18 protein-coding genes are annotated in these 17945 nt (G+C 67.6%); 12 read left to right on the top strand and 6 right to left on the bottom strand.

The window, feature by feature from the left end:
• Positions 1–8: 8 nt before the first annotated feature.
• Both ACFC0O_RS32530 and ACFC0O_RS32535 read right to left on the bottom strand, forming a co-directional pair.
• Entirely contained in the window at positions 9–416 is a 408-nt protein-coding gene (locus ACFC0O_RS32530; protein ID WP_364642372.1) for a roadblock/LC7 domain-containing protein, read from the bottom strand.
• On the bottom strand, positions 413–3442 hold the full coding sequence (locus tag ACFC0O_RS32535) for an ATP-binding protein (RefSeq protein WP_375964691.1): 3030 nt from the start codon (positions 3440–3442) through the stop codon (positions 413–415). The genes ACFC0O_RS32530 and ACFC0O_RS32535 overlap by 4 nt, the downstream gene beginning before the upstream one ends.
• Before the next feature lie 302 nt (positions 3443–3744).
• Here ACFC0O_RS32535 and ACFC0O_RS32540 point away from each other — a divergent pair, with 302 nt between their 5' ends.
• The 9 genes from ACFC0O_RS32540 (at position 3745) to ACFC0O_RS32580 (ending at position 12173) form a co-directional block, all read left to right on the top strand.
• Positions 3745–4437 carry a response regulator transcription factor gene (locus tag ACFC0O_RS32540; RefSeq protein ID WP_364642975.1) on the top strand — a complete coding sequence of 231 codons (693 nt, stop codon included), beginning with the start codon at positions 3745–3747 and terminating at the stop codon, positions 4435–4437.
• A 74-nt stretch (positions 4438–4511) separates the two neighbouring features.
• Positions 4512–5897: a HAMP domain-containing sensor histidine kinase gene (locus ACFC0O_RS32545; protein WP_364642973.1), complete on the top strand. Its 1386-nt coding sequence runs from the start codon at positions 4512–4514 to the stop codon at positions 5895–5897.
• 709 nt (positions 5898–6606) lie between these two features.
• Entirely contained in the window at positions 6607–7827 is a 1221-nt protein-coding gene (locus ACFC0O_RS32550) for a S1C family serine protease (RefSeq protein WP_375966383.1), read from the top strand.
• 140 nt (positions 7828–7967) lie between these two features.
• Positions 7968–8462, top strand: a complete 495-nt coding sequence (locus tag ACFC0O_RS32555; protein ID WP_364642969.1) for a MogA/MoaB family molybdenum cofactor biosynthesis protein — start codon at positions 7968–7970, stop codon at positions 8460–8462.
• Positions 8459–8701, top strand: coding sequence for a hypothetical protein (locus ACFC0O_RS32560; RefSeq protein WP_375964694.1), 243 nt, complete (start codon positions 8459–8461; stop codon positions 8699–8701). The genes ACFC0O_RS32555 and ACFC0O_RS32560 overlap by 4 nt, the downstream gene beginning before the upstream one ends.
• A gap of 317 nt (positions 8702–9018) precedes the next feature.
• Entirely contained in the window at positions 9019–9699 is a 681-nt protein-coding gene (locus ACFC0O_RS32565; protein ID WP_364642362.1) for an MspA family porin, read from the top strand.
• Positions 9700–9760: 61 nt separating this feature from the next.
• Entirely contained in the window at positions 9761–10438 is a 678-nt protein-coding gene (locus ACFC0O_RS32570) for an MspA family porin (RefSeq protein ID WP_375964697.1), read from the top strand.
• Positions 10439–10747: 309 nt separating this feature from the next.
• On the top strand, positions 10748–11428 hold the full coding sequence (locus ACFC0O_RS32575; RefSeq protein ID WP_364642355.1) for an MspA family porin: 681 nt from the start codon (positions 10748–10750) through the stop codon (positions 11426–11428).
• 64 nt (positions 11429–11492) lie between these two features.
• Entirely contained in the window at positions 11493–12173 is a 681-nt protein-coding gene (locus ACFC0O_RS32580; protein WP_375964701.1) for an MspA family porin, read from the top strand.
• Positions 12174–12287: 114 nt separating this feature from the next.
• Here ACFC0O_RS32580 and mscL read toward each other — a convergent pair whose 3' ends face one another.
• The 4 genes from mscL to ACFC0O_RS32600 form a co-directional block, all read right to left on the bottom strand.
• Entirely contained in the window at positions 12288–12695 is a 408-nt protein-coding gene (gene mscL / locus ACFC0O_RS32585; protein WP_375964704.1) for a large conductance mechanosensitive channel protein MscL, read from the bottom strand.
• Positions 12696–12858: 163 nt separating this feature from the next.
• Entirely contained in the window at positions 12859–13539 is a 681-nt protein-coding gene (locus ACFC0O_RS32590) for an SAF domain-containing protein (protein WP_375964707.1), read from the bottom strand.
• Between the two features lie 134 nt (positions 13540–13673).
• Positions 13674–14048, bottom strand: a complete 375-nt coding sequence (locus tag ACFC0O_RS32595; RefSeq protein WP_375964709.1) for an FmdB family zinc ribbon protein — start codon at positions 14046–14048, stop codon at positions 13674–13676.
• A gap of 84 nt (positions 14049–14132) precedes the next feature.
• Complete coding sequence (locus ACFC0O_RS32600; protein WP_375966385.1) at positions 14133–14753, bottom strand: 5-formyltetrahydrofolate cyclo-ligase; 621 nt, start codon at positions 14751–14753, stop codon at positions 14133–14135.
• A 257-nt stretch (positions 14754–15010) separates the two neighbouring features.
• On the opposite strand from ACFC0O_RS32600, the gene ACFC0O_RS32605 reads away from it, so the two are divergent.
• The 3 genes from ACFC0O_RS32605 to ACFC0O_RS32615 are packed head-to-tail and all read left to right on the top strand — an operon-like array spanning position 15011 to position 17897.
• Entirely contained in the window at positions 15011–15925 is a 915-nt protein-coding gene (locus tag ACFC0O_RS32605) for a UTP--glucose-1-phosphate uridylyltransferase (protein ID WP_364642337.1), read from the top strand.
• A gap of 51 nt (positions 15926–15976) precedes the next feature.
• Positions 15977–17236, top strand: coding sequence for a gephyrin-like molybdotransferase Glp (gene glp / locus ACFC0O_RS32610; RefSeq protein WP_364642334.1), 1260 nt, complete (start codon positions 15977–15979; stop codon positions 17234–17236).
• 10 nt (positions 17237–17246) lie between these two features.
• Positions 17247–17897, top strand: a complete 651-nt coding sequence (locus tag ACFC0O_RS32615; RefSeq protein ID WP_364642331.1) for a GNAT family protein — start codon at positions 17247–17249, stop codon at positions 17895–17897.
• Positions 17898–17945 lie beyond the last annotated feature (48 nt).

Consider the following 17945-nt stretch of genomic DNA (forward strand, 5'->3'; position numbering starts at 1 on the left):
GCGGCTCATCAGGCAGTTCGGGCAGTGGCCTGCACCACCGACCCGACCCGGTCGACCAGCAGCGCCATCTCGTAGCCGATGCGGCCGATGTCGTGCTGCTTATTGGCCAGCACCGCCAGGTGCGAACCGTTGCCGACGCTCATCACGAGTAGATAGCCGCGTTGCATCTCCACGATGGACTGCATCACCTTGCCGCCGTCGAAAAGCTGTGCGGCACCGGCCGACAGGCTCGCCAGACCGGCGGTGACCGCGGCCAGCTGTTCGCCCCGATCGCTCGGCAGGTGCGGGCTGGTCGCCTGCAGCAGGCCGTCGGCGGAGACCAGGACGGCGTGCGAGACGCCCGGCACCTCCCGGGTGAAACGGGTGACCAACCAGTTCAGGTTCTCATCGGTGGTGGTGCGCTGGGAGTCGGTCATACATGCCCTCCGTCTGTGTACTGCGAGTCTGCGCGTCCCGAACGGACGCCGCTGAGGTGCCGGGTCAAGCTGGAACGGATCTCCTCCGGATTGCGCGCGCCCGCCTCGTCCTCCTGCGCCACCGCACCGGGCACCAGTTGTGCGCCGGGCCGGCGGATGGGCAGTCCACCCTGGGTGCGGGAGCTGCTGGTCGGATTGGCGGCCTCCTCGGCCGCGGCCCAGCCTGCGTCCGAACTGGAGGACCATTCCGCGGCCGCATCCTGGCCGCCGCCCGCCGGTTCCACCAGCCACTCGGACACCATGCGCTGGTAGATCGGGCTACCGGACATGGCGTTCTCGCGCTGCTGGGGTGCGGGCGCGGGCGCCGGACCGCGCTGCGGCAGCGAAGCGGGAGCGGCGCCGTTGCCGCTGCCGAATCCGCCGTCGAAGCCGGTATCGCCGGTGCCGAAACCGTTGTCGCCCGGGCCGTTACCGTCGCCGTCGGCGGGTGCTCCGCCATTGCCGTTGGCGGCGTTGCCGTTGCCGTTACCGCCATTACCGCCGTTACCGCGAGCATCGTCGCCGGTCAGGCCGTTGGCGCCGACCGGATTCGGGAAGCCGTTCGCGGGTGTGTTCGGCGCGTTGTCACCGGATGCGCCCTCGTCGTTCCCGAAGGCGCTGTAACCGTTCGCGAAGAAGCTCCCGGTATCACCGCTGTTGTCCGCGCCGTACCCGTACCCGTTGCCCGCGCTGACCGGCGGGAGCGGTTCGGGTGACCGCTGTTCCTGCGGCCGCTGTATCTCGTGCTGTCCGGTATCGCCCCAGAAGTCCACCGGCGGCGGGGTGTTCGGCCCCACGACGCTGTAGGCGGCGGTCGGCGCACCGGCGGCATCGGCGAACGCGTCCACGAAGTTATCGGTGAACGGCTGGTCGCCGGTGTAAACGGGCTGTTCACCGGTATCGGAACCCGGTGTCTTGCGTTGCGGCAGACCGGAACTGGTGACCCCGAAGCGGCCGGTGGTGACGACCTCCGGCGGATTGGGCACCGGCATCAGCCGCGGCGGGGTGACCACCGGTTGCGGTGCGGACGCGGGTGCGTGCGCCAGCGGGGGCACCGCGGCGATCGCGGCCGGAGCCACCGGCATCGCGCCGGTCGCCGGGAACTGCCCGGTGCTGTTGTCATTGCGTTCCGGCGCGGGCGAGACCAGCGTGCCCGGCAGGTGCACGCTGGCGGTGATGCCCGGCTGCTGCACCATGGCCGAGGTGCGGCGCAGGCTCACGGTGATGTTGTGCCGCTTGGCCAGTCGGCCGACGACGAACAGGCCCATGCGGCGCGCGGTCTCGACATTGACCTCACCACCGGAGGCGAGCCGGTCGTTGATGGACTGCAGGTCCTCGGCGTTCATGCCCAGGCCCCGGTCGGTGATCTCGATGAGGTAGCCCCCGTCCACGGCGCGCGCCACCGACACCGCCACCGGAGTGGACGGCGGTGAATAGCGCAGCGCGTTGTCGATCAACTCGGCCAGCAGATGCTCGATATCGACCGCGGGCTCACCGGCGACGATGCCGTCGGGCACGGTGCCGATCTCGGCGCGCTGGTAATCCTCCACCTGCGAGACCGAGGACCACAGCATGTCGGACAGCGGCACCGGCGCGAGATGGCCACGGCGCAGCGCGGTTCCGGCCAGCACCAGCAGGTTGTCGCCGTTACGGCGCATGCGGGTGGCGAGGTGATCGAGGCGGAACAGCGATTGCAGGCGTTCGGAGTCGTCCTCGTCGCGTTCCAATTCCTCGATCAGCGTGAGCTGCTGTTCCACGAGGGATTGGCTACGGCGGGACAGGGTCTCGAACATATTGCCGATCTGCAGGCGCAAACGCGCCTGTTCGGCGGCCAGGTGCAGCGCCTGGGTGTGGATATCGTCGACGGCTCGGGCGAGCTGTCCGATCTCCTCGGTGGTGTTGACATCGACCGGGGTGATCTCGGGGGTGACGCCACCGGCGCGCACCACCTCGAGTTCCTGCGGCAGGTCGATGTGCGCCACCTGCAACGCGTCTCGCCGCAGGCGGCGGACCGGCACGACCAGCGAGCGCGCCACGATCAGCGCGAGCGCGAGGCCCGCCAGCAGCATGCCGATAACGATCGAGGTATCGCGGAGCACGGTATTGCGCGCGTCGGTGGTGAGCTGGCCCAGTTTGGCGTCCAGCTTCGCGCCGATGCCCTGGCCCTCACGGGTGTACAGGTCCTGGCTGGTCTTGATGGAGTCGACCATGGCCGGGATGGCGGCCGGATCGGGCGCCCCGGAGGACAGGATGCCGATACGCATACCGGCGGCGTCCTTGAGCCCGTTGTAGTTCTCCGCCGCGTCCGGGACCAGGCCCTTGTAGACCTCGACCATGGTGATCTCGGCGCCGATCGCGGTGAGCAGCCGGACCTTCATGGCCTCATTGGTGCCGATACCCGGCGTGGCCAGCATGAGGCGTTCCTGGGTGAGCAGGCGGCTGGCGGTCATGACCGTGCCCTGCATCAGGAAGAGTTGCTGCACACGCAGATCCGAGAGCGTCTGCGAGGTGGTGAGCGCGGCCTGCACCTTGTTGGAGACGGCCTGCGACTGATCCGCCACCGACTGCGGCGAGCTGGTGTGCAGGCTGTTGCGCATATTCTTGGCGGCGCTGATCGAATCGGTCAGCCCCTGGGTGACATTGGCCTCCACCTTCGAGGAGCGGAGCAGTGTCTCCAGATCGGCGACCGCCTGATCGAACCGGCCGATGGCATTGTCCAGCACCGGGTTCGCGTCGGGGTTGCCCCAGCCCGCGATGGCCTGGACGGCGAGTTCCTGTGTGGCGGACTCGAATTTGGTTGATGGGCCCATTACGGCGGCCTGTTCCGTACCGGCGCTGAGGTTGTTGATCGTTTGCAGCTCGGAGTTGATGCGCAGGACCGCGAAGGTCGACGCGAGCAACACCGGGAGCACCAGAACGATGCCGACCTTGCGTGTGACGGGCCAGTTGGACAGGCTCAATTGCCAGGACCGGGGTGTCGCTTCCATCCCGCTTCCGTCGCCTCCGCTTTCACGAGTGACCCCCAGGTCGTATGCGGTTGTATGGCGTAGGGGTCGAACCCCGCGCGGAACCAACTAGAGGTCTTCTTTTCCGGCCTGCAACATACCGCGCGGGCTGTGTAACGGCAATTCGAGGAACTCGCCATACACGACTCCGAATACAGCCGCGCGCAACGCCTTTCGAATACCTTTACCCCGAGGCAATTAAAACGCGCTGGTCACCAGGCGATCCCGCCCGGCGTGTCGAAGTGGCCCTTCTCAGTCGCCTCTCAGTCGCTGTGGGCAGACTGGTGTTCATGCGCATTCTGGTAGTCGACGACGACCGCGCGGTCCGGGAATCGCTGCGCCGCTCGCTGACCTTCAACGGGTATACCGTCGACCTCGCCGTCGACGGTCTCGACGCACTGGAGAAGACCACCAGCCAGCGGCCGGACGCCCTGGTCCTGGACGTGATGATGCCCCGCATGGACGGGCTCGAGGTCTGCCGCCGACTGCGCAGCACCGGCGACGATCTGCCCATTCTGGTACTCACGGCACGGGATTCGGTCTCCGAGCGGGTGGCCGGACTGGACGCGGGCGCCGACGACTATCTGCCCAAACCGTTCGCGCTGGAAGAGTTGCTGGCGCGACTACGCGCACTGCTGCGGCGCACCACGGTCGATCAGGGCGAGGTCTCCGAGACCATGACCTTCGCCGATCTGTCGCTGGATCCGGTCACCCGCGAAGTACTGCGCGGAGAACGCCCTATCAGCCTGACCCGCACCGAATTCTCACTGCTGGAAATGTTGATGGCGAATCCGCGCCGGGTGCTCACCCGCAGTCGCATTCTCGAAGAGGTATGGGGTTACGACTTTCCCACCTCTGGGAACGCGCTCGAGGTGTACATCGGATATCTGCGCCGTAAAACCGAGGCCGAAGGTGAGCCGCGACTCATCCACACCGTGCGTGGCGTCGGCTACGTACTGCGCGAGACCCCGCCGTAGGGGATCGGGTCGTGGGTAGAACTGTTCCCAGGCGGCCGGTGGTCGCCGGGCTCGCGAAATCGCCGGAACCCGATATGCGTCCGCCGATGCCGCTCACGCGTTCGGTGTCACTGCGCTGGCGGGTGACGCTGCTGGCCGCCTCGGTGGTGGCGGTCGCGGTGGCCTTCACCTCCATCGCGGCCTACGCCATGGTGGCCCGTTCGCTGTACGCGGATGTGGATTCGCAGCTCAAGGCGCGCGCCTCGCTGATGATCGACAACAACTTCGATTCGCTCGGATTCCAGTCGATCGTGCTGGCCGGGCTGTACTCCAATGACGTCGGGGTGGCGCTGATCTTCCCGGATCTGTCGCCGTACGTGCCGCCGCAGACCACCAATCCGCCTGTGGGCAAACAGGAATTGGCGGTGGCGCGCGGGGAGATCGCCTTCTCGCTGCGCACCGTCGACAATCAGCGGGTGCTGGCGCGGCGCACACATTCCGGTTCCACGCTGGTGGTTTCGCAGCGCCTGCAACCGACCCGCGAGGTGCTCGATCGACTGGCCTGGCTGCTGTTCGTGGTCGGCGGCTGCGGCGTCATGCTGGCCGCGGCGGCCGGAACCGCGGTGGGGCGCACCGGTTTGCGACCCATCGCGCGTTTGACCGCGGCCACCGAACGCGTCGCCAGAACCGACGATCTCACGCCGATTCCGGTAACCGGTGATGATGAACTCGCCAGGCTCACCGAGAGTTTCAACACAATGCTGCGCGCACTCACCGAATCCCGGGAACGGCAGCGCAGATTGGTAGCCGACGCCGGACATGAGCTGAAAACGCCACTGACGTCTTTGCGCACCAATATGGAATTGCTGATCGCCTCCTCGCGTCCGGGCGCACCGCGCATTCCGGATGAGGACATGGCCGAGTTGCGCTCGGATGTGATGGCGCAGATCGAGGAATTGTCCACGCTGGTCGGCGATCTGGTCGATCTCGCCCGCGAGGACGCCCCGGAAACGGTCTACGAACAGGTCGATATCGGCGATGTGGTGGGCCGCGCGCTGGAACGGGTGCGCCGCCGCCGCAGCGGTATCGAATTCGAGGCGTCGCTGCGCCCGTGGTTCGTCTACGGCTATGAGGCCGGACTCGAACGCGCCATTCTCAATGTGCTCGACAATGCGGCCAAATGGAGTCCGGCGGGCGGTGCGGTGCGGGTGTCCATGCACGAGAACGGGCGCGGACTGCTCGAACTCACCGTGGACGACGCCGGACCGGGCATTCCGCCCAATGAACGCGATCTGGTGTTCGAGCGCTTCTACCGCACCACCGCCTCGCGGTCGATGCCCGGCTCCGGCCTGGGCCTGGCCATCGTGAAACAGGTGGTGACCAAGCACGGCGGCACCATCACGATCGACAGTTCCGACCGCGGCGGCGCGTTGATCCGTATCGTTCTACCCGGTGAGGGCACGCCCTTCGCGGGCACCTGACCGTCTCGAGCTACTTCGCACCGAAAGCTCCGGAAAAAGCCAGCGCGATCTCAGTCCGCTCTCAGTCGTCACCGCCACGCTTGGCTACGAGACTCGAGGAGAAACGAGAAACATGACCGAGGATTCGAAGCGGGAGCCCGAAGCCACTTCCGGCCCCGCAGCCGCGCAGCCCGATACCGGCGCTGCCGCGCAGTCGCCCGCCACCTCCGGCGTCCCCGCGACCCCGGCTCATGGTGCAACACCCGGCGCCGCTCCCGGCGCCCATCCCGACTTCGGTGTCGATTCGACGCCCGCGGGCGGTAGCGCGCCCGCCGCGGGGACCGATCGTCCCGCACAACCCGCGCCCGGCTATTCGAGTCCGTGGAGCCAATCCGCCGGTGCCGCAGCGACTCCCGCGTCCGGCGGCACGCCGCCGCAGGGCCCGCGCACCGAGGCGTTCGACGGCTTCGGCGGCGGTGGTCCGACCGGGCAGATCCTGGAAGGCAATGCGGCACAGCAGGGTTCGTGGCAGCACGGCCAGGGCCAGGGCAATCCGTACGGTGCTCCCGCGGGCTACGGTCCTGCGGGACAGCAGGGTTCGGCTCCCGGACAGTCCGGCGCGCATTCGTACGGCGCGACGGAACAGCTTCCGGCCGCCGGGACCGAGCAGTTGCCGGTCGGGCCGTACGGCCGGGCGTACGCGGCGTCGGGGGCCGGGTACGCCCAGGGCATGGGCGGCGCGCCGCAGCACACCGAGCCGATGTTCGGTGGCCCCGGCGGTCCGGGCCAGCCGCCGCACGGCCCGGGCTACCCGGGTGATCCGGGCGCGCCCGCGCCCAAGCGGTCCGGTCGCGCCGGACTGGTGGCGGGCGCGGTGGTGCTCGCACTGGTGAGCGGCGGTATCGGCGGTACGGTCGGCGCGCTGGCCACCCGCGACAACAACGGCGGTACCTCGCTCACCAACGCGCTGGACGCACCCAAGCCGAATGTGAGCACGGTGGCCAACGCCCCGGCCGGTTCGGTGCAGGCGGTGGCGCAGAAGGTGCTGCCGAGCGTGGTCATGATCCGGGTCGCGGGCGCCAAGGCCGAGGGCGAGGGCTCCGGCGTGGTGCTATCCACCGACGGTCTGATCCTCACCAACAATCACGTGGTCAGCGGTGCGGGCCCGAACGCCAAGATGGATGTGGCGTTCAGCGACGGCAGCACCGCCCCGGCGCAGTTGGTGGGCGCGGATCCGGTCTCGGATCTCGCGGTCGTCCGGGTGCCGAACAAACAGGGGCTCAAGCCGATCGAACTCGGCGCCTCGGGCAATCTGCAGGTCGGTGAGTCGGTGGTGGCGATCGGTTCACCGCTCGGGCTGGCGGGCACGGTGACCACGGGCATCGTCTCCTCGCTGAACCGTCCGGTGTCGACCAGCGGTGAGGCCAATTCGCAGGGCACCGTCATCGACGCCATTCAGACCGATGCGGCCATCAACCCGGGCAATTCCGGTGGTGCGCTGGTGGATATGAACGGCAAGCTGATCGGCATCAACACCGCCATCGCCACGCTCGGGGTGTCCGAGGCCGCGGGCGGGCAGAGCGGTTCCATCGGGCTCGGTTTCGCGATTCCGGTGGATCAGGCCCGCCGAGTCGCCGATGAGCTGATCAAGAACGGCAAGGCCACCTACGCCCAGATCGGCGTGAAGGTGCGCGCACAGGACGACGTCAACGGGGCGCGCGTACTGGAGGTGACCCCGGACGGCCCGGCCGCCAAGGCGGGACTGCCGAACAACGCGGTCGTCACCAAACTCGATGACCAGGTGATCGATTCGGGCAACGCCCTCATCGCCGCGGTGCGCTCGCACCGTCCGGGCGACAAGGTCAAGGTGACCTTCACCGATGACCAGGGCAACAATGCGAAAACCGTCGAGGTGACCCTCGGCGAGGCGGCGGCGGAAGGCGGTCGATGATGCGACAGGACAGTAGCGGAACTCCGATGCCGGAGATCCGGGTGACCGCGGACGGCGGCTGGGAGCTGTTGTCGGACAACGGCACTGTGTTCCCGGGCGCAGCCGCCGGGCTGTCGGGTCCAGGCGCTACGGTTAGCACCATGGAAATCGATGCCGCTGTGGCGGGCCGTGCTCTTGTCGTGGTCGTCGACGACCGAACCGCTCATGGCGGCGTGGACTCCTTCGGGCCGCTGGTCACCGAACTGCTCACCGAGGCGGGCTTCCTGGTGGACGCCTCGATCTCGGTGCAGGCCGATGAGGTCGAGATCCGCAATGCGCTCAATACCGCGGTCATCGGCGGCGTCGATCTGGTGATCTCGGTCGGCGGCACCGGTATGTCCCCGCGCGATGTCACCCCCGAGGCCACCGAGGAGGTGCTGGACCGGGTGCTCCCCGGTATCAGCGAGGCGCTGCGCGCGTCCGGTCTGGCCTCGGGATCGCTGGACGCGGGCCTGTCCCGCGGGCTGGCGGGCGTTTCGGGGTCGACCCTGGTGGTGAATCTGCCGGGTTCGCGGGCCGCGATTCGCGACGGTATGGCCACGCTCGGTCCGCTCGCGAGCCGGGTTATCGATGAATTGTCCGGTCTGTCGGAATGATTTCCGAATCCCCGGATTCCACCCCTTCGGATTCCACACAGGATTCCTCGGACGAACCCCGCCCGGCCGCGCGCCGGGCGGGGTCTCGCCGTTTATCGGCCGCGGACGCGGCCAAACTCGCGGCCATCTTCGGCGAGACATTGCCCGCCACCACCTCCGATGAGCGCACCCCCGAACCGGATTCGAATCGATCCGGCGATGACTGGTTGCGTTCCCAGGTGCCCCCGCATCACGGCTGAATTCCCGGCCGAATTCACTGAGCGCGCTCACTCTCGAGTGTGGTCACCATCGCAGCCGCGTGTCAGGTTCGCGGCATTCCCCCCGCTCGGCGGCGGATCTCACATTCATGCCTATTCATCGCTGTATTCGCATGTTCATCACACTGTTGCCAAATAGTTGCAGATGTGGCTATCGTCTCGCTCGGGTCGATATCGATACGTGTCCAAAGGGTTTGAGCAGACTGCTTGAAATTTGCTCACTGGGAGTTGGATGCGGCGGCGACCATATCGGCTCCGGTGGTCGGAGCTGAACGCGAGACAACCTGATGAGGGAACGAATGAGCGAGAACCGCACCAGCGGTATCCGTCGCGCCGTCCGCTTCGCGGGCATCGGCGCAGCCGCCTCGGTGGCGCTCGGTCTGATGTCGACCGGCGCCGCCAATGCCGATACCTTCGTACCGTTGCCGGACGGTCAGAAGGTCGCTCCCGGTGGAGCAGTCACCATCACCCGCACGGGTGAGCATGCCGTCATCTCACCGTCGCTGGCCGCCAATGGCGCGGGCCGCGTGGTCTGGGTGTCGGGCAATGCCGTCGCCGATGTGGCCGAGACGCCGGAAGGCACCGTCGGCCCGAACAACGGCGCGGCCAATCTGCCGGGCTCGAACAACTCCTCCACCCATGGCGCCTCGCACCTGGCCACCGGCTACATCGTCGGCTGCCAGGTCGATATCGCGAGCAATGCGATCTCCGCGGGCGTTTCGGGCGGGGTCAACCTCAGCGGTGGCAGCCTCGGCGCCTCGGTCGGCCTGAACCTCGGCCCCGGCGAGGTCAAGTTCGTCGAGATCGACAGCAAGGACATCCTGAAGGCCGGCCACTACTCGGTCGAGTACCAGGACGCCCAGATCCAGGTCAACGGCTGCGCGGGCTATGCCCAGGCGCGGGCGTACACCGTGGTCGAGGTCATCGGTGACCACTACTCCAAGACCACCCTCTACGGGCAGCCGTTCAGCCTCGGCTGAGCCGCCCGGACATCCAATTCATTACTCGCGTAAGCGAATTCGACCCTAGAGGGATAATGCGATGAACATCCGCAAGACTTTGGCACGGGCGGCCGGTATCGGCGCCGTCGCCACCGCCGCGCTCGGCCTGTTCTCCACCGGCGCGGCCAATGCCGACACCTTCGTTCCGCTGCCGGGTGGCGAACTCACCAAGACCCTGTCCGATGGCACTGTCGTGACCGTGCGCATGGTCGGCGAATCGGCCAACATCAGCCCGTCCATGGGCAGCACCCCGGTGCACCGCAACGCCTGGGTTTCGGGCAGCGCGCAGGTGCAGCTGTCGGGTGGCACCACCGCCGTCGGCGGCAAGATCTTCCCCGGTTACGTGGTGGGTTGCCAGGTCGACATCTCCGGTGGCGGTGCCACCGGTGGCGCGACCGGCGGCGCCGACTTCTCCGGCAATATCGACCAGGGCGGCACCGGCGTCACCAGCGGCGGCAACCTGACCCTCGGCCCCGGCCAGACCCGGTCGTTCTACGTGCTGGACCTGGAGCAGGCCGATGATTTCGGCAGCGAACAGCACAAGGTTCGCAATGCGTTCAAGGGTTCCAACGGTTCGGTCACCTGGGCCGACGAGACCATCGGCCTGACCGGTTGCGGCGGTTACGCCCAGGCCCGCTCCTTCGTGAGCGTCGAGGTCGAGACCGACAATGTGATCACCTGGGTGACCCTGTGGGGTCAGCCCTTCAGCCTCGGCTGATTCGTTCCGCCCTGCGGAAACCTAAGGGGCCCGGCGCTTTTAGCGCCGGGCCCCTTTTGCTATCCATAGCATTCTCGACATACATCGGGGGATAGATCCGGGACTTGTGCGGGTGCACTGGATTCGGTTCTCTCACACCTCACGGATCACAACGGTGATGTAAAGTGCCCTGCGTCGCTACACATTAAGAATTTGTTAGCAGTAACACAGTGGCAACAATGTGGCGACAAACTTACCCGGGGTTCCCCAAGAGCCCCATTTCAACCTCGGTGGTCGAGGTTGACCGCAAGAAACCTGATGAGGGGAAGTATGAGCGAGAACCGCACCCACGGTCTGCGTCGTGGTGCCCGCATTGCGGGTATCGGCGCTGCCGCGGCCGTGGCCATCGGCCTTTTTTCGACTGGTGCCGCTAATGCCGATACCTTCGTACCGTTGCCGGACGGTCAGAAGGCTGCGCCCAGTGGAACTGTGACGATCACCCGTACGGGTGAGCACGCCATCATTTCACCGTCGTTGTCCTCCAATGGCGCTGGCCGCGTCGTGTGGGTCACCGGCAATGCCGTCGCCGAGGTCACCGAGACCCCCGATGGCACGATCGGACCCAACAACGGACCTGCCAATGGCAACGGCTCCAACAATTCCTCCACCCATGGCGCCTCTCAGCTGAGCACCGGCTACATCGTCGGCTGCCAGGTGAACATCGCCGATAACGCCATCACCGCGGGACTTTCCGGCGGCATCAGCCTCAGCGATGCCTCGGTCGGCGGCTCCATCGGCGTCAACCTCGGCCCGGGTGAAGTCAAGTTCGTCCAGATCGATTACAAGGACATCCTGAAGCCGGGTACCTACGCGGTCGAGTACCAGGATGCCGAAATCCAGCTCCAGGGTTGCGCGGGTTACGCCCAGGCGCGGTCGTACACCACCGTCGAGGTCATCGGCGATCACTACTCCAAGACCACCCTGTACGGCCAGCCGTTCAGCATCGGCTGATAGTGGTCACCCCCGCCAAATCACTTCTCGCGCAAGCGAATTCAACCCTCGAGGGAAAACTGTAATGAACATCCGTAAGACTGTGGCGCGGGTGGCCGGTGTCGGCGCCGTCGCAACCGCCGCTCTTGGCCTGTTCTCCACCGGCGCTGCCAACGCCGATACGTTCGTCGGCCTGCCGGGCGGCGAACTCACCAAGACCCTGTCCGATGGCACCGTCGTCAACGTCAAGCTCGTCGGCGAATCCGCCAACATCAACCCGTCCATGGGCGCCACCCCGCTGCACCGCAACGCGTGGGTGTCGGCCTCGGCGCAGGTCAACATCTCCGGTGACACCACCGCGACCGGCGGCAAGATCTTCCCCGGTTACGTGGTCGGCTGCCAGGTGAACATCGCCGGTGGTGACACCAGCGCCGGAGCCACCGGTGGCGCTTCCTGGGACAGCTCGGGCAATGTCACCCCGTCGGCCGGCGCCACCGGCGGCGGCAACCTGAATCTCGGCCCCGGCCAGGCGAAGTCGTTCTACGTGCTCGACCTGGAGCAGGCCGACGACTTCGGCTCGGAGACCCACAAGGTCCGCAATGCCTTCAAGGGCAACAGCGGCTCGGTCACCTGGGCGGACGAGACCATCGGCCTGAACGGCTGCGCGGGCTACGCCCAGGCGCGTGCCTTCGTCAGCGTCGAGGTCGAGACCGACAATGTGATCACCTGGGTCACCCTGTGGGGCCAGCCGTTCTCGATCGGCTGATCTCGATCACGTAAGACGAACGGGCCCGGCGCATTTCGCGCCGGGCCCGTTCGTGTTCGCGTTTCTTTTGCGTAAATTCGCGCCCGGCTTCGGCTTTCGCGCCGACCAGGGGTTTCAGCTCTCGTGCCTGCCCCCGGCGGTGCTGTTCCGGCCCTCGGCGAGCAGATCCCGAATCTGCACCAGCACTTCATTATCCGAGAGCGGGGTCTCGGTACTGCCCCAGCGCGCCTTGGCCTTGGTGGCCGGAACCACCAGAATGAAGTACAGCAGCGCCGCGATGATGAGGAAGTCCAGCGCCGCGGTGATGATCGGCCCGATGGCGACGAAGGTCGCGGGTTTGTCCGCCACCAATTGGAACCCGAGCCCGAGTTCATTGCTGCCGCCGAATACCGCGAGCAGCGGATTGATGACCCCATTGCTGAAAGCGGTCACAACGGCCACGAACGCCGTGCCGATGACGACCGCGACGGCCAGATCGACGACATTGCCACGAAGCAGGAAATCCTTGAAACCCTTGAGCATTGCCGGAAACTCCTCTGCGTAAGCGGGGTGGAGCCTGGATGCCGGTGGGGGCTATGCCCCCACACCCCCATGAGGAGGTCGGGAGCAAGCCCCCGGACCCCCGGAAAACGGGGCGGAATTCGTAAAACGGGTATTGGCGATGCTAGTTCACTCGGCGGCCGGGTCAGTGGAACACGACGGTGAGCGCGGTGCGCAGGGATGCCGCGGCGACGGCCGTGGCGCGGCGGGAGTCCAGGGCCACCAGGACCACGCGTTCGTCTTTGCCGGGGGAGCGGTCCGCGCCCGGAGCGAGGACGACTGCGGCGTCGGTGGCGAGTAGGCGGGCGGGGCGGCCGCCGCTGCCGGGCTCCTCGGCGGCGACCACGTCGACGCGGTCACCGGCGCGCAGGATATCGGCAACGGCGTTGTCGGCCAGGCGAATCGGGACGATGCGGGCATCGGGGGAGTGGGCGGCCACGGCTGCCAGGCGGGGGCCGATGACGCGCAGTTCGGTGAGGATCTCCCCGGGTGCGACCGCGCCGGTCAGGGTCGCGCCGCGCAGTGCGCCGGGCTCGCGAATCGCACCGTCGGGGAGGGCGCTCGTCTCCCTGGGCGCGGGCCGCAGATCGCCATCGGCCAGGACGTGACCGGGCGGCAGTTCGCGGGCGGCGACCAGCACCTCGGTATGTCCGCCCGCCGGATCGCCGCGCACCGCGAGGACGGCGGCGAGCAGCAGTAGCGCGAGGGCCGAAATGCGCCGCAGCAGTACGCCATCGGCCCACGGCGGGAGCGCGGACGTGATGGATTCGAGGCGGGAACCGCGGCCGAGATCGGCATCGTGGCCGGGTGTGCGCAAGCGGATCATGCTCGGAAGCCTAGGCCCGGACGCAGATCAGCCGACCCTCGAAAAGGGTCGGCTGTGGATAACTTCGACGCTGTGGATATCGGTCGGAACGAACCGAATTCGCCCCGGTCGGAGCTACGGTCCGGGCGCGCGGATCAGGCCGCGGAGGTGCTGTTCGAGCTCGGGGCCGAGGTGGTCGCGGCCGGGGTGGAGCTACCGCCGCTCGAACCGTTGGAACCGCCGCTCGAACCGTTGGAACCGCCGCTCGAACCGTTGGAACCGCCGCTCGAACCGTTGGAGCTGCCGCTGTCCGAGGTGGACGCGGGCTTGGCGGCCTCGCTGGAGGTGGTGCCGTTGCGGCTGTCGGTGCGGTAGAAACCGCTGCCCTTGAATACGATGCCGACCGAGTTGAAAAGCTTGCGCAGCTTTCCATTGCAGCGATCGCACGTGGTGAGCGCGTCATCGGAGAAGGACTGCACGATGTCGAACTTGTTGTCGCACTCGGTGCAGGCGTACGAGTAAGTAGGCATCGGGAAACCTCTCCACGGTCTTCGTCGATCTAGCACTCTACAGATGACAGTGCCAACACTGCCAATCGGGTGTCAATTCCCGGGTTATTCGTCCAGCTCGCGTAGTCCGCCGAACGGTGTCAGCGCCCATCCCATTCGATGGTCGTGCGATTCGCGCGGCAAATGCGCGACAACCTCATCGTCCCGCACCACCGCGATCAATCGGGCATCGGCTCGGCTGGCGTTCAGACTTCGATCGTAATAACCCGCGCCGCGACCCAGCCGAGTCCCACTCCGATCCACCGCCAGCGCCGGAATCAGAATCACCTCCGCCAGCCGCAGGGCATCGGCGATGGGTGCGCCCTCGGGCTCGCGCAGCCCGAATCGCCCGCGCCGCAACCGCTCCGGACCTTCGTACTCGGCCCACTCCAGCGGACCCGGCTCACCGGTCACCGGCAGCAGCACCCGCGCGCCCGCGGCCCGCAGCGCGTCCAGCATCGCGAGCGATCCCGGTTCGCCCCCGACCGGCACATACGCGCAGATCCAGGTGACCTCGCCCGCCGTCCCGGGCCGACCGTCCGCGCCCTGTCGTTCACGCGCGCCGGGTGTTTCGATCAGCGCCGTGGCGTGCCGAGCCAGGGCCTCGGCCTCGCGTTCCCGTTGTCTGGGAGTGATCGCCTTGCGCCGCGCCAGGATCTCGCCGCGCCAGGCCGCCTTGTCCCGCACTTCGCTCACGCCCCAACGATATGCGCCCGCGCCGCGTGTCCCGATCACCGACTATGTGGCGCTCAGCACTGTTCGCGGTGGCGGGAGTGGGTATGAAGTGGTGGAAGGGGTGCGCACATGCCCGATGGGTATGGCTTCGCGCGCCCGCGGTCCCGCGTTCGGTGCGCTCGGTGCGCGCCGGACGCTTAGGCTCTCGGGGACGTCGGGGCGTTGCTTCGGCCGCGACGACGCTCCAGACGGATGGATAGGGTGAGCTCATGACAGCTAATGGCGGCGGAGCCGAGTCGTGCTTCCGCACCGCGGTGGTGCCCGCGGCGGGGCTCGGCACGAGGTTCCTGCCCGCGACCAAGACGGTGCCCAAGGAGCTGCTACCGGTGGTCGACACCCCGGGCATCGAATTGGTCGCCGCGGAGGCCGCGGATTCCGGCGCCTCCCGGCTGGTGATCGTGACCTCGCCCGGAAAAGACGGCGTGGTAGCGCATTTCGTCGAGGATCTGGTGCTGGAGAGCACCCTCGAGGAGCGCGGTAAGCATCACCTGCTGGAGAAGGTGCGCAAGGCCCCGGCGCTGTTGGACGTCACCTCGGTGGTGCAGGAGGAGCCGCTCGGCCTGGGTCATGCGGTGGCACAGGCGGAATCGGTGCTGGACGCCGATGAGAGCGCCATCGCGGTGCTGCTGCCCGATGATCTGGTGCTGCCCAGCGGTGTGCTGTGCGCGATGGCCGAAGTGCGCGCCACCTACGGCGGCTCAGTGCTGTGCGCCATCGACGTGCCGAAGGAGGAGGTCAGCGCGTACGGCGTCTTCGACGTCGAGGTGCTGCCCGGTGCGGACGCCGATGTGCTCAAGGTCAACGGCATGGTGGAGAAGCCGCCGATGGAGCAGGCGCCGTCCACTTTCGCCGCCGCGGGCCGATACCTGTTGGACCGCGCCATCTTCGACGCGCTGCGCCGGATCACCCCGGGCGCGGGCGGCGAGTTGCAGTTGACCGACGCGATCGCCCTGCTCATCTCCGAGGGACATCCCGTTCACGTTGTGGTGCACCGTGGGTCGCGACACGATCTGGGTAACCCGGGCGGCTATCTTCGTGCTGCGGTCGATTTCGCTTTGGAACGTGAGGAATACGGTCCCGCCCTGCGCGAGTGGCTGGAGCAGCGGCTCACCTCGCACGAATGAGCGATGCCGCCGACGGGGTGTGGTTAGTGCGCGAGACCAGGGAAGGGCGGCATGCGCTCGGTTGAGGATCAGCAGATCAAGGTGACCGCGGCGGCTGTGGCGCCGCGGCCCGTTCGGGTCGCTATCTCGGAGGCCCAGGGACTGCTGTGCGCCGAGGATGTGGTCACCGAGCGTCCGCTACCGGGTTTCGATCAGGCCGCCATCGACGGTTATGCCGTGCGCAGCGTGGATGTTTCCGGCGCGGGCGCCGATATTCGCGGTGAGGACGGCGAACCGGTCGAGCTGACGCTGCCGGTGGTCGGCGAGGTCGCGGCCGGTTCGCGCCAGCCCATTCGCCTGCAACCGCGCCAGACCGTGCGCGTGGATACCGGCGCTCCGCTGCCGACGCTCGCGGATGCCGTTCTGCCGCTTGATTTCACCGATGGCGGGCGTGCCCGGGTGAAGGTGTACGAGCCGGTGCGCTCGGGCGATTACGTGCGCCGCATCGGCGATGACGTGCAGCCGGGCGATCTGGCGGTGCGTGCGGGCACCATCATCGGCCCGGCCCAGGTGGGCCTGCTCGCGGCGGTGGGCCGGGACAAGGTGCTGGTGCATCCGCGCCCGCGCCTGTCGGTGCTCTCGGTGGGCGGTGAGCTGGTCGATATCGATCGCACGCCCGGACCGGGCCAGGTCTACGACGTGAACTCCTATGCCCTGGCGGCGGCCGCGCGCGATGCGGGCGCGGATGTGAACCGCGTGGGCATTGTCAGCGCCGATCCCAAACGCCTGCGGGATGTGGTGGAGGGTCAGCTGGTTCGCTCCGAGGTCGTGGTGATCGCGGGCGCGGTGGGTGGCTGGGCGTCCGAGCAGATCCGCGAGGCCCTGGAGGGCCTGGGCGAATTGGAGATCACCCGCGTCGCCATGCATCCGGGTTCGGTGCAGGGTTTCGGCCTGCTGGGCCGCGATGAGGTGCCGACCTTCCTGCTGCCGTCGAATCCCGTTGGCGCGCTGGTGGTTTTCGAGGTGATGGTGCGGCCGCTGATTCGAATCGCGCTGGGGCGCAGACATCCCATGCGCCGGGTGGTGCGGGCGCGCACGATTCTGCCGATCGCCTCCATTCCCGGCAGGCGGGGTTATCTGCGCGCGCAACTGATGCGCGATGAGCAGACCGGCGATTATCTGGTGCAGCCGCTGGGCGGGCCGAACGGCGCGTCCTCGCATCTGCTGGCCACCATGGCCGAGGCCAACAGCCTGATCGTGATCGATCCCGATGTCACCGAGGTGCGTACCGGTGACGAGGTGCGGGTCGCCTTCCTCGCGCAGCGAGGCTGAGGCCTTGGACATGAACGTCTTCCGGGCCGCCCAGCATCCGGGCTGGCCCGCACATCTGGGACCGGTGCGCGTGGCTGCCGGTCAGGTCACGTTGCGGCCCATCCGGTTACGGGACGCGTCGGCGTGGAGCCGGATTCGCACCCGCGATCGCGAGTATCTGGAGAAGTGGGAGCCGACCGGGCGGGGTTCCTGGGAGGCGCGCAATCACGCCGGGAATTGGCCGTCGCTGTGGTCGAGCCTGAAGGCCGAAGCCCGTCGCGGCGCGATGATTCCGCTGGTGATCGAGGTGGACGGCACCTTCAGCGGGCAGATGACGGTCGGCAATATCGTGCGCGGCGCATTGCGTTCGGCGTGGATCGGCTACTGGGTCTCCAAGGAGGTCAGCGGTCAGGGCGTGGCGACGGCCGCGCTGGCGCTGGGCCTGGATCACTGCTTCGGTGAGGTGGGCCTGCATCGGGTGGAGGCCACGGTGCGCCCGGAAAACCTTGCCAGCCAGGCGGTATTGCGCAATGTCGGTTTCCGCGAGGAGGGGCTGCTGCGCCGCTATCTGGATGTGGACGGTGCGTGGCGGGACCATCTGCTGGTCGCGATGACGGTCGAAGAGGTGTCGGGGACCGTGGTGGACAAGCTGATTCGCTCGGGGCGCGCCGCACAGCCGTGACGTGCGGTGTACCCGTCGTTACCCGCGTGTCGCATGCCGCCGCACCGG

This window comes from Nocardia sp. NPDC056100 (assembly GCF_042266325.1).
Classification (GTDB): domain Bacteria; phylum Actinomycetota; class Actinomycetes; order Mycobacteriales; family Mycobacteriaceae; genus Nocardia.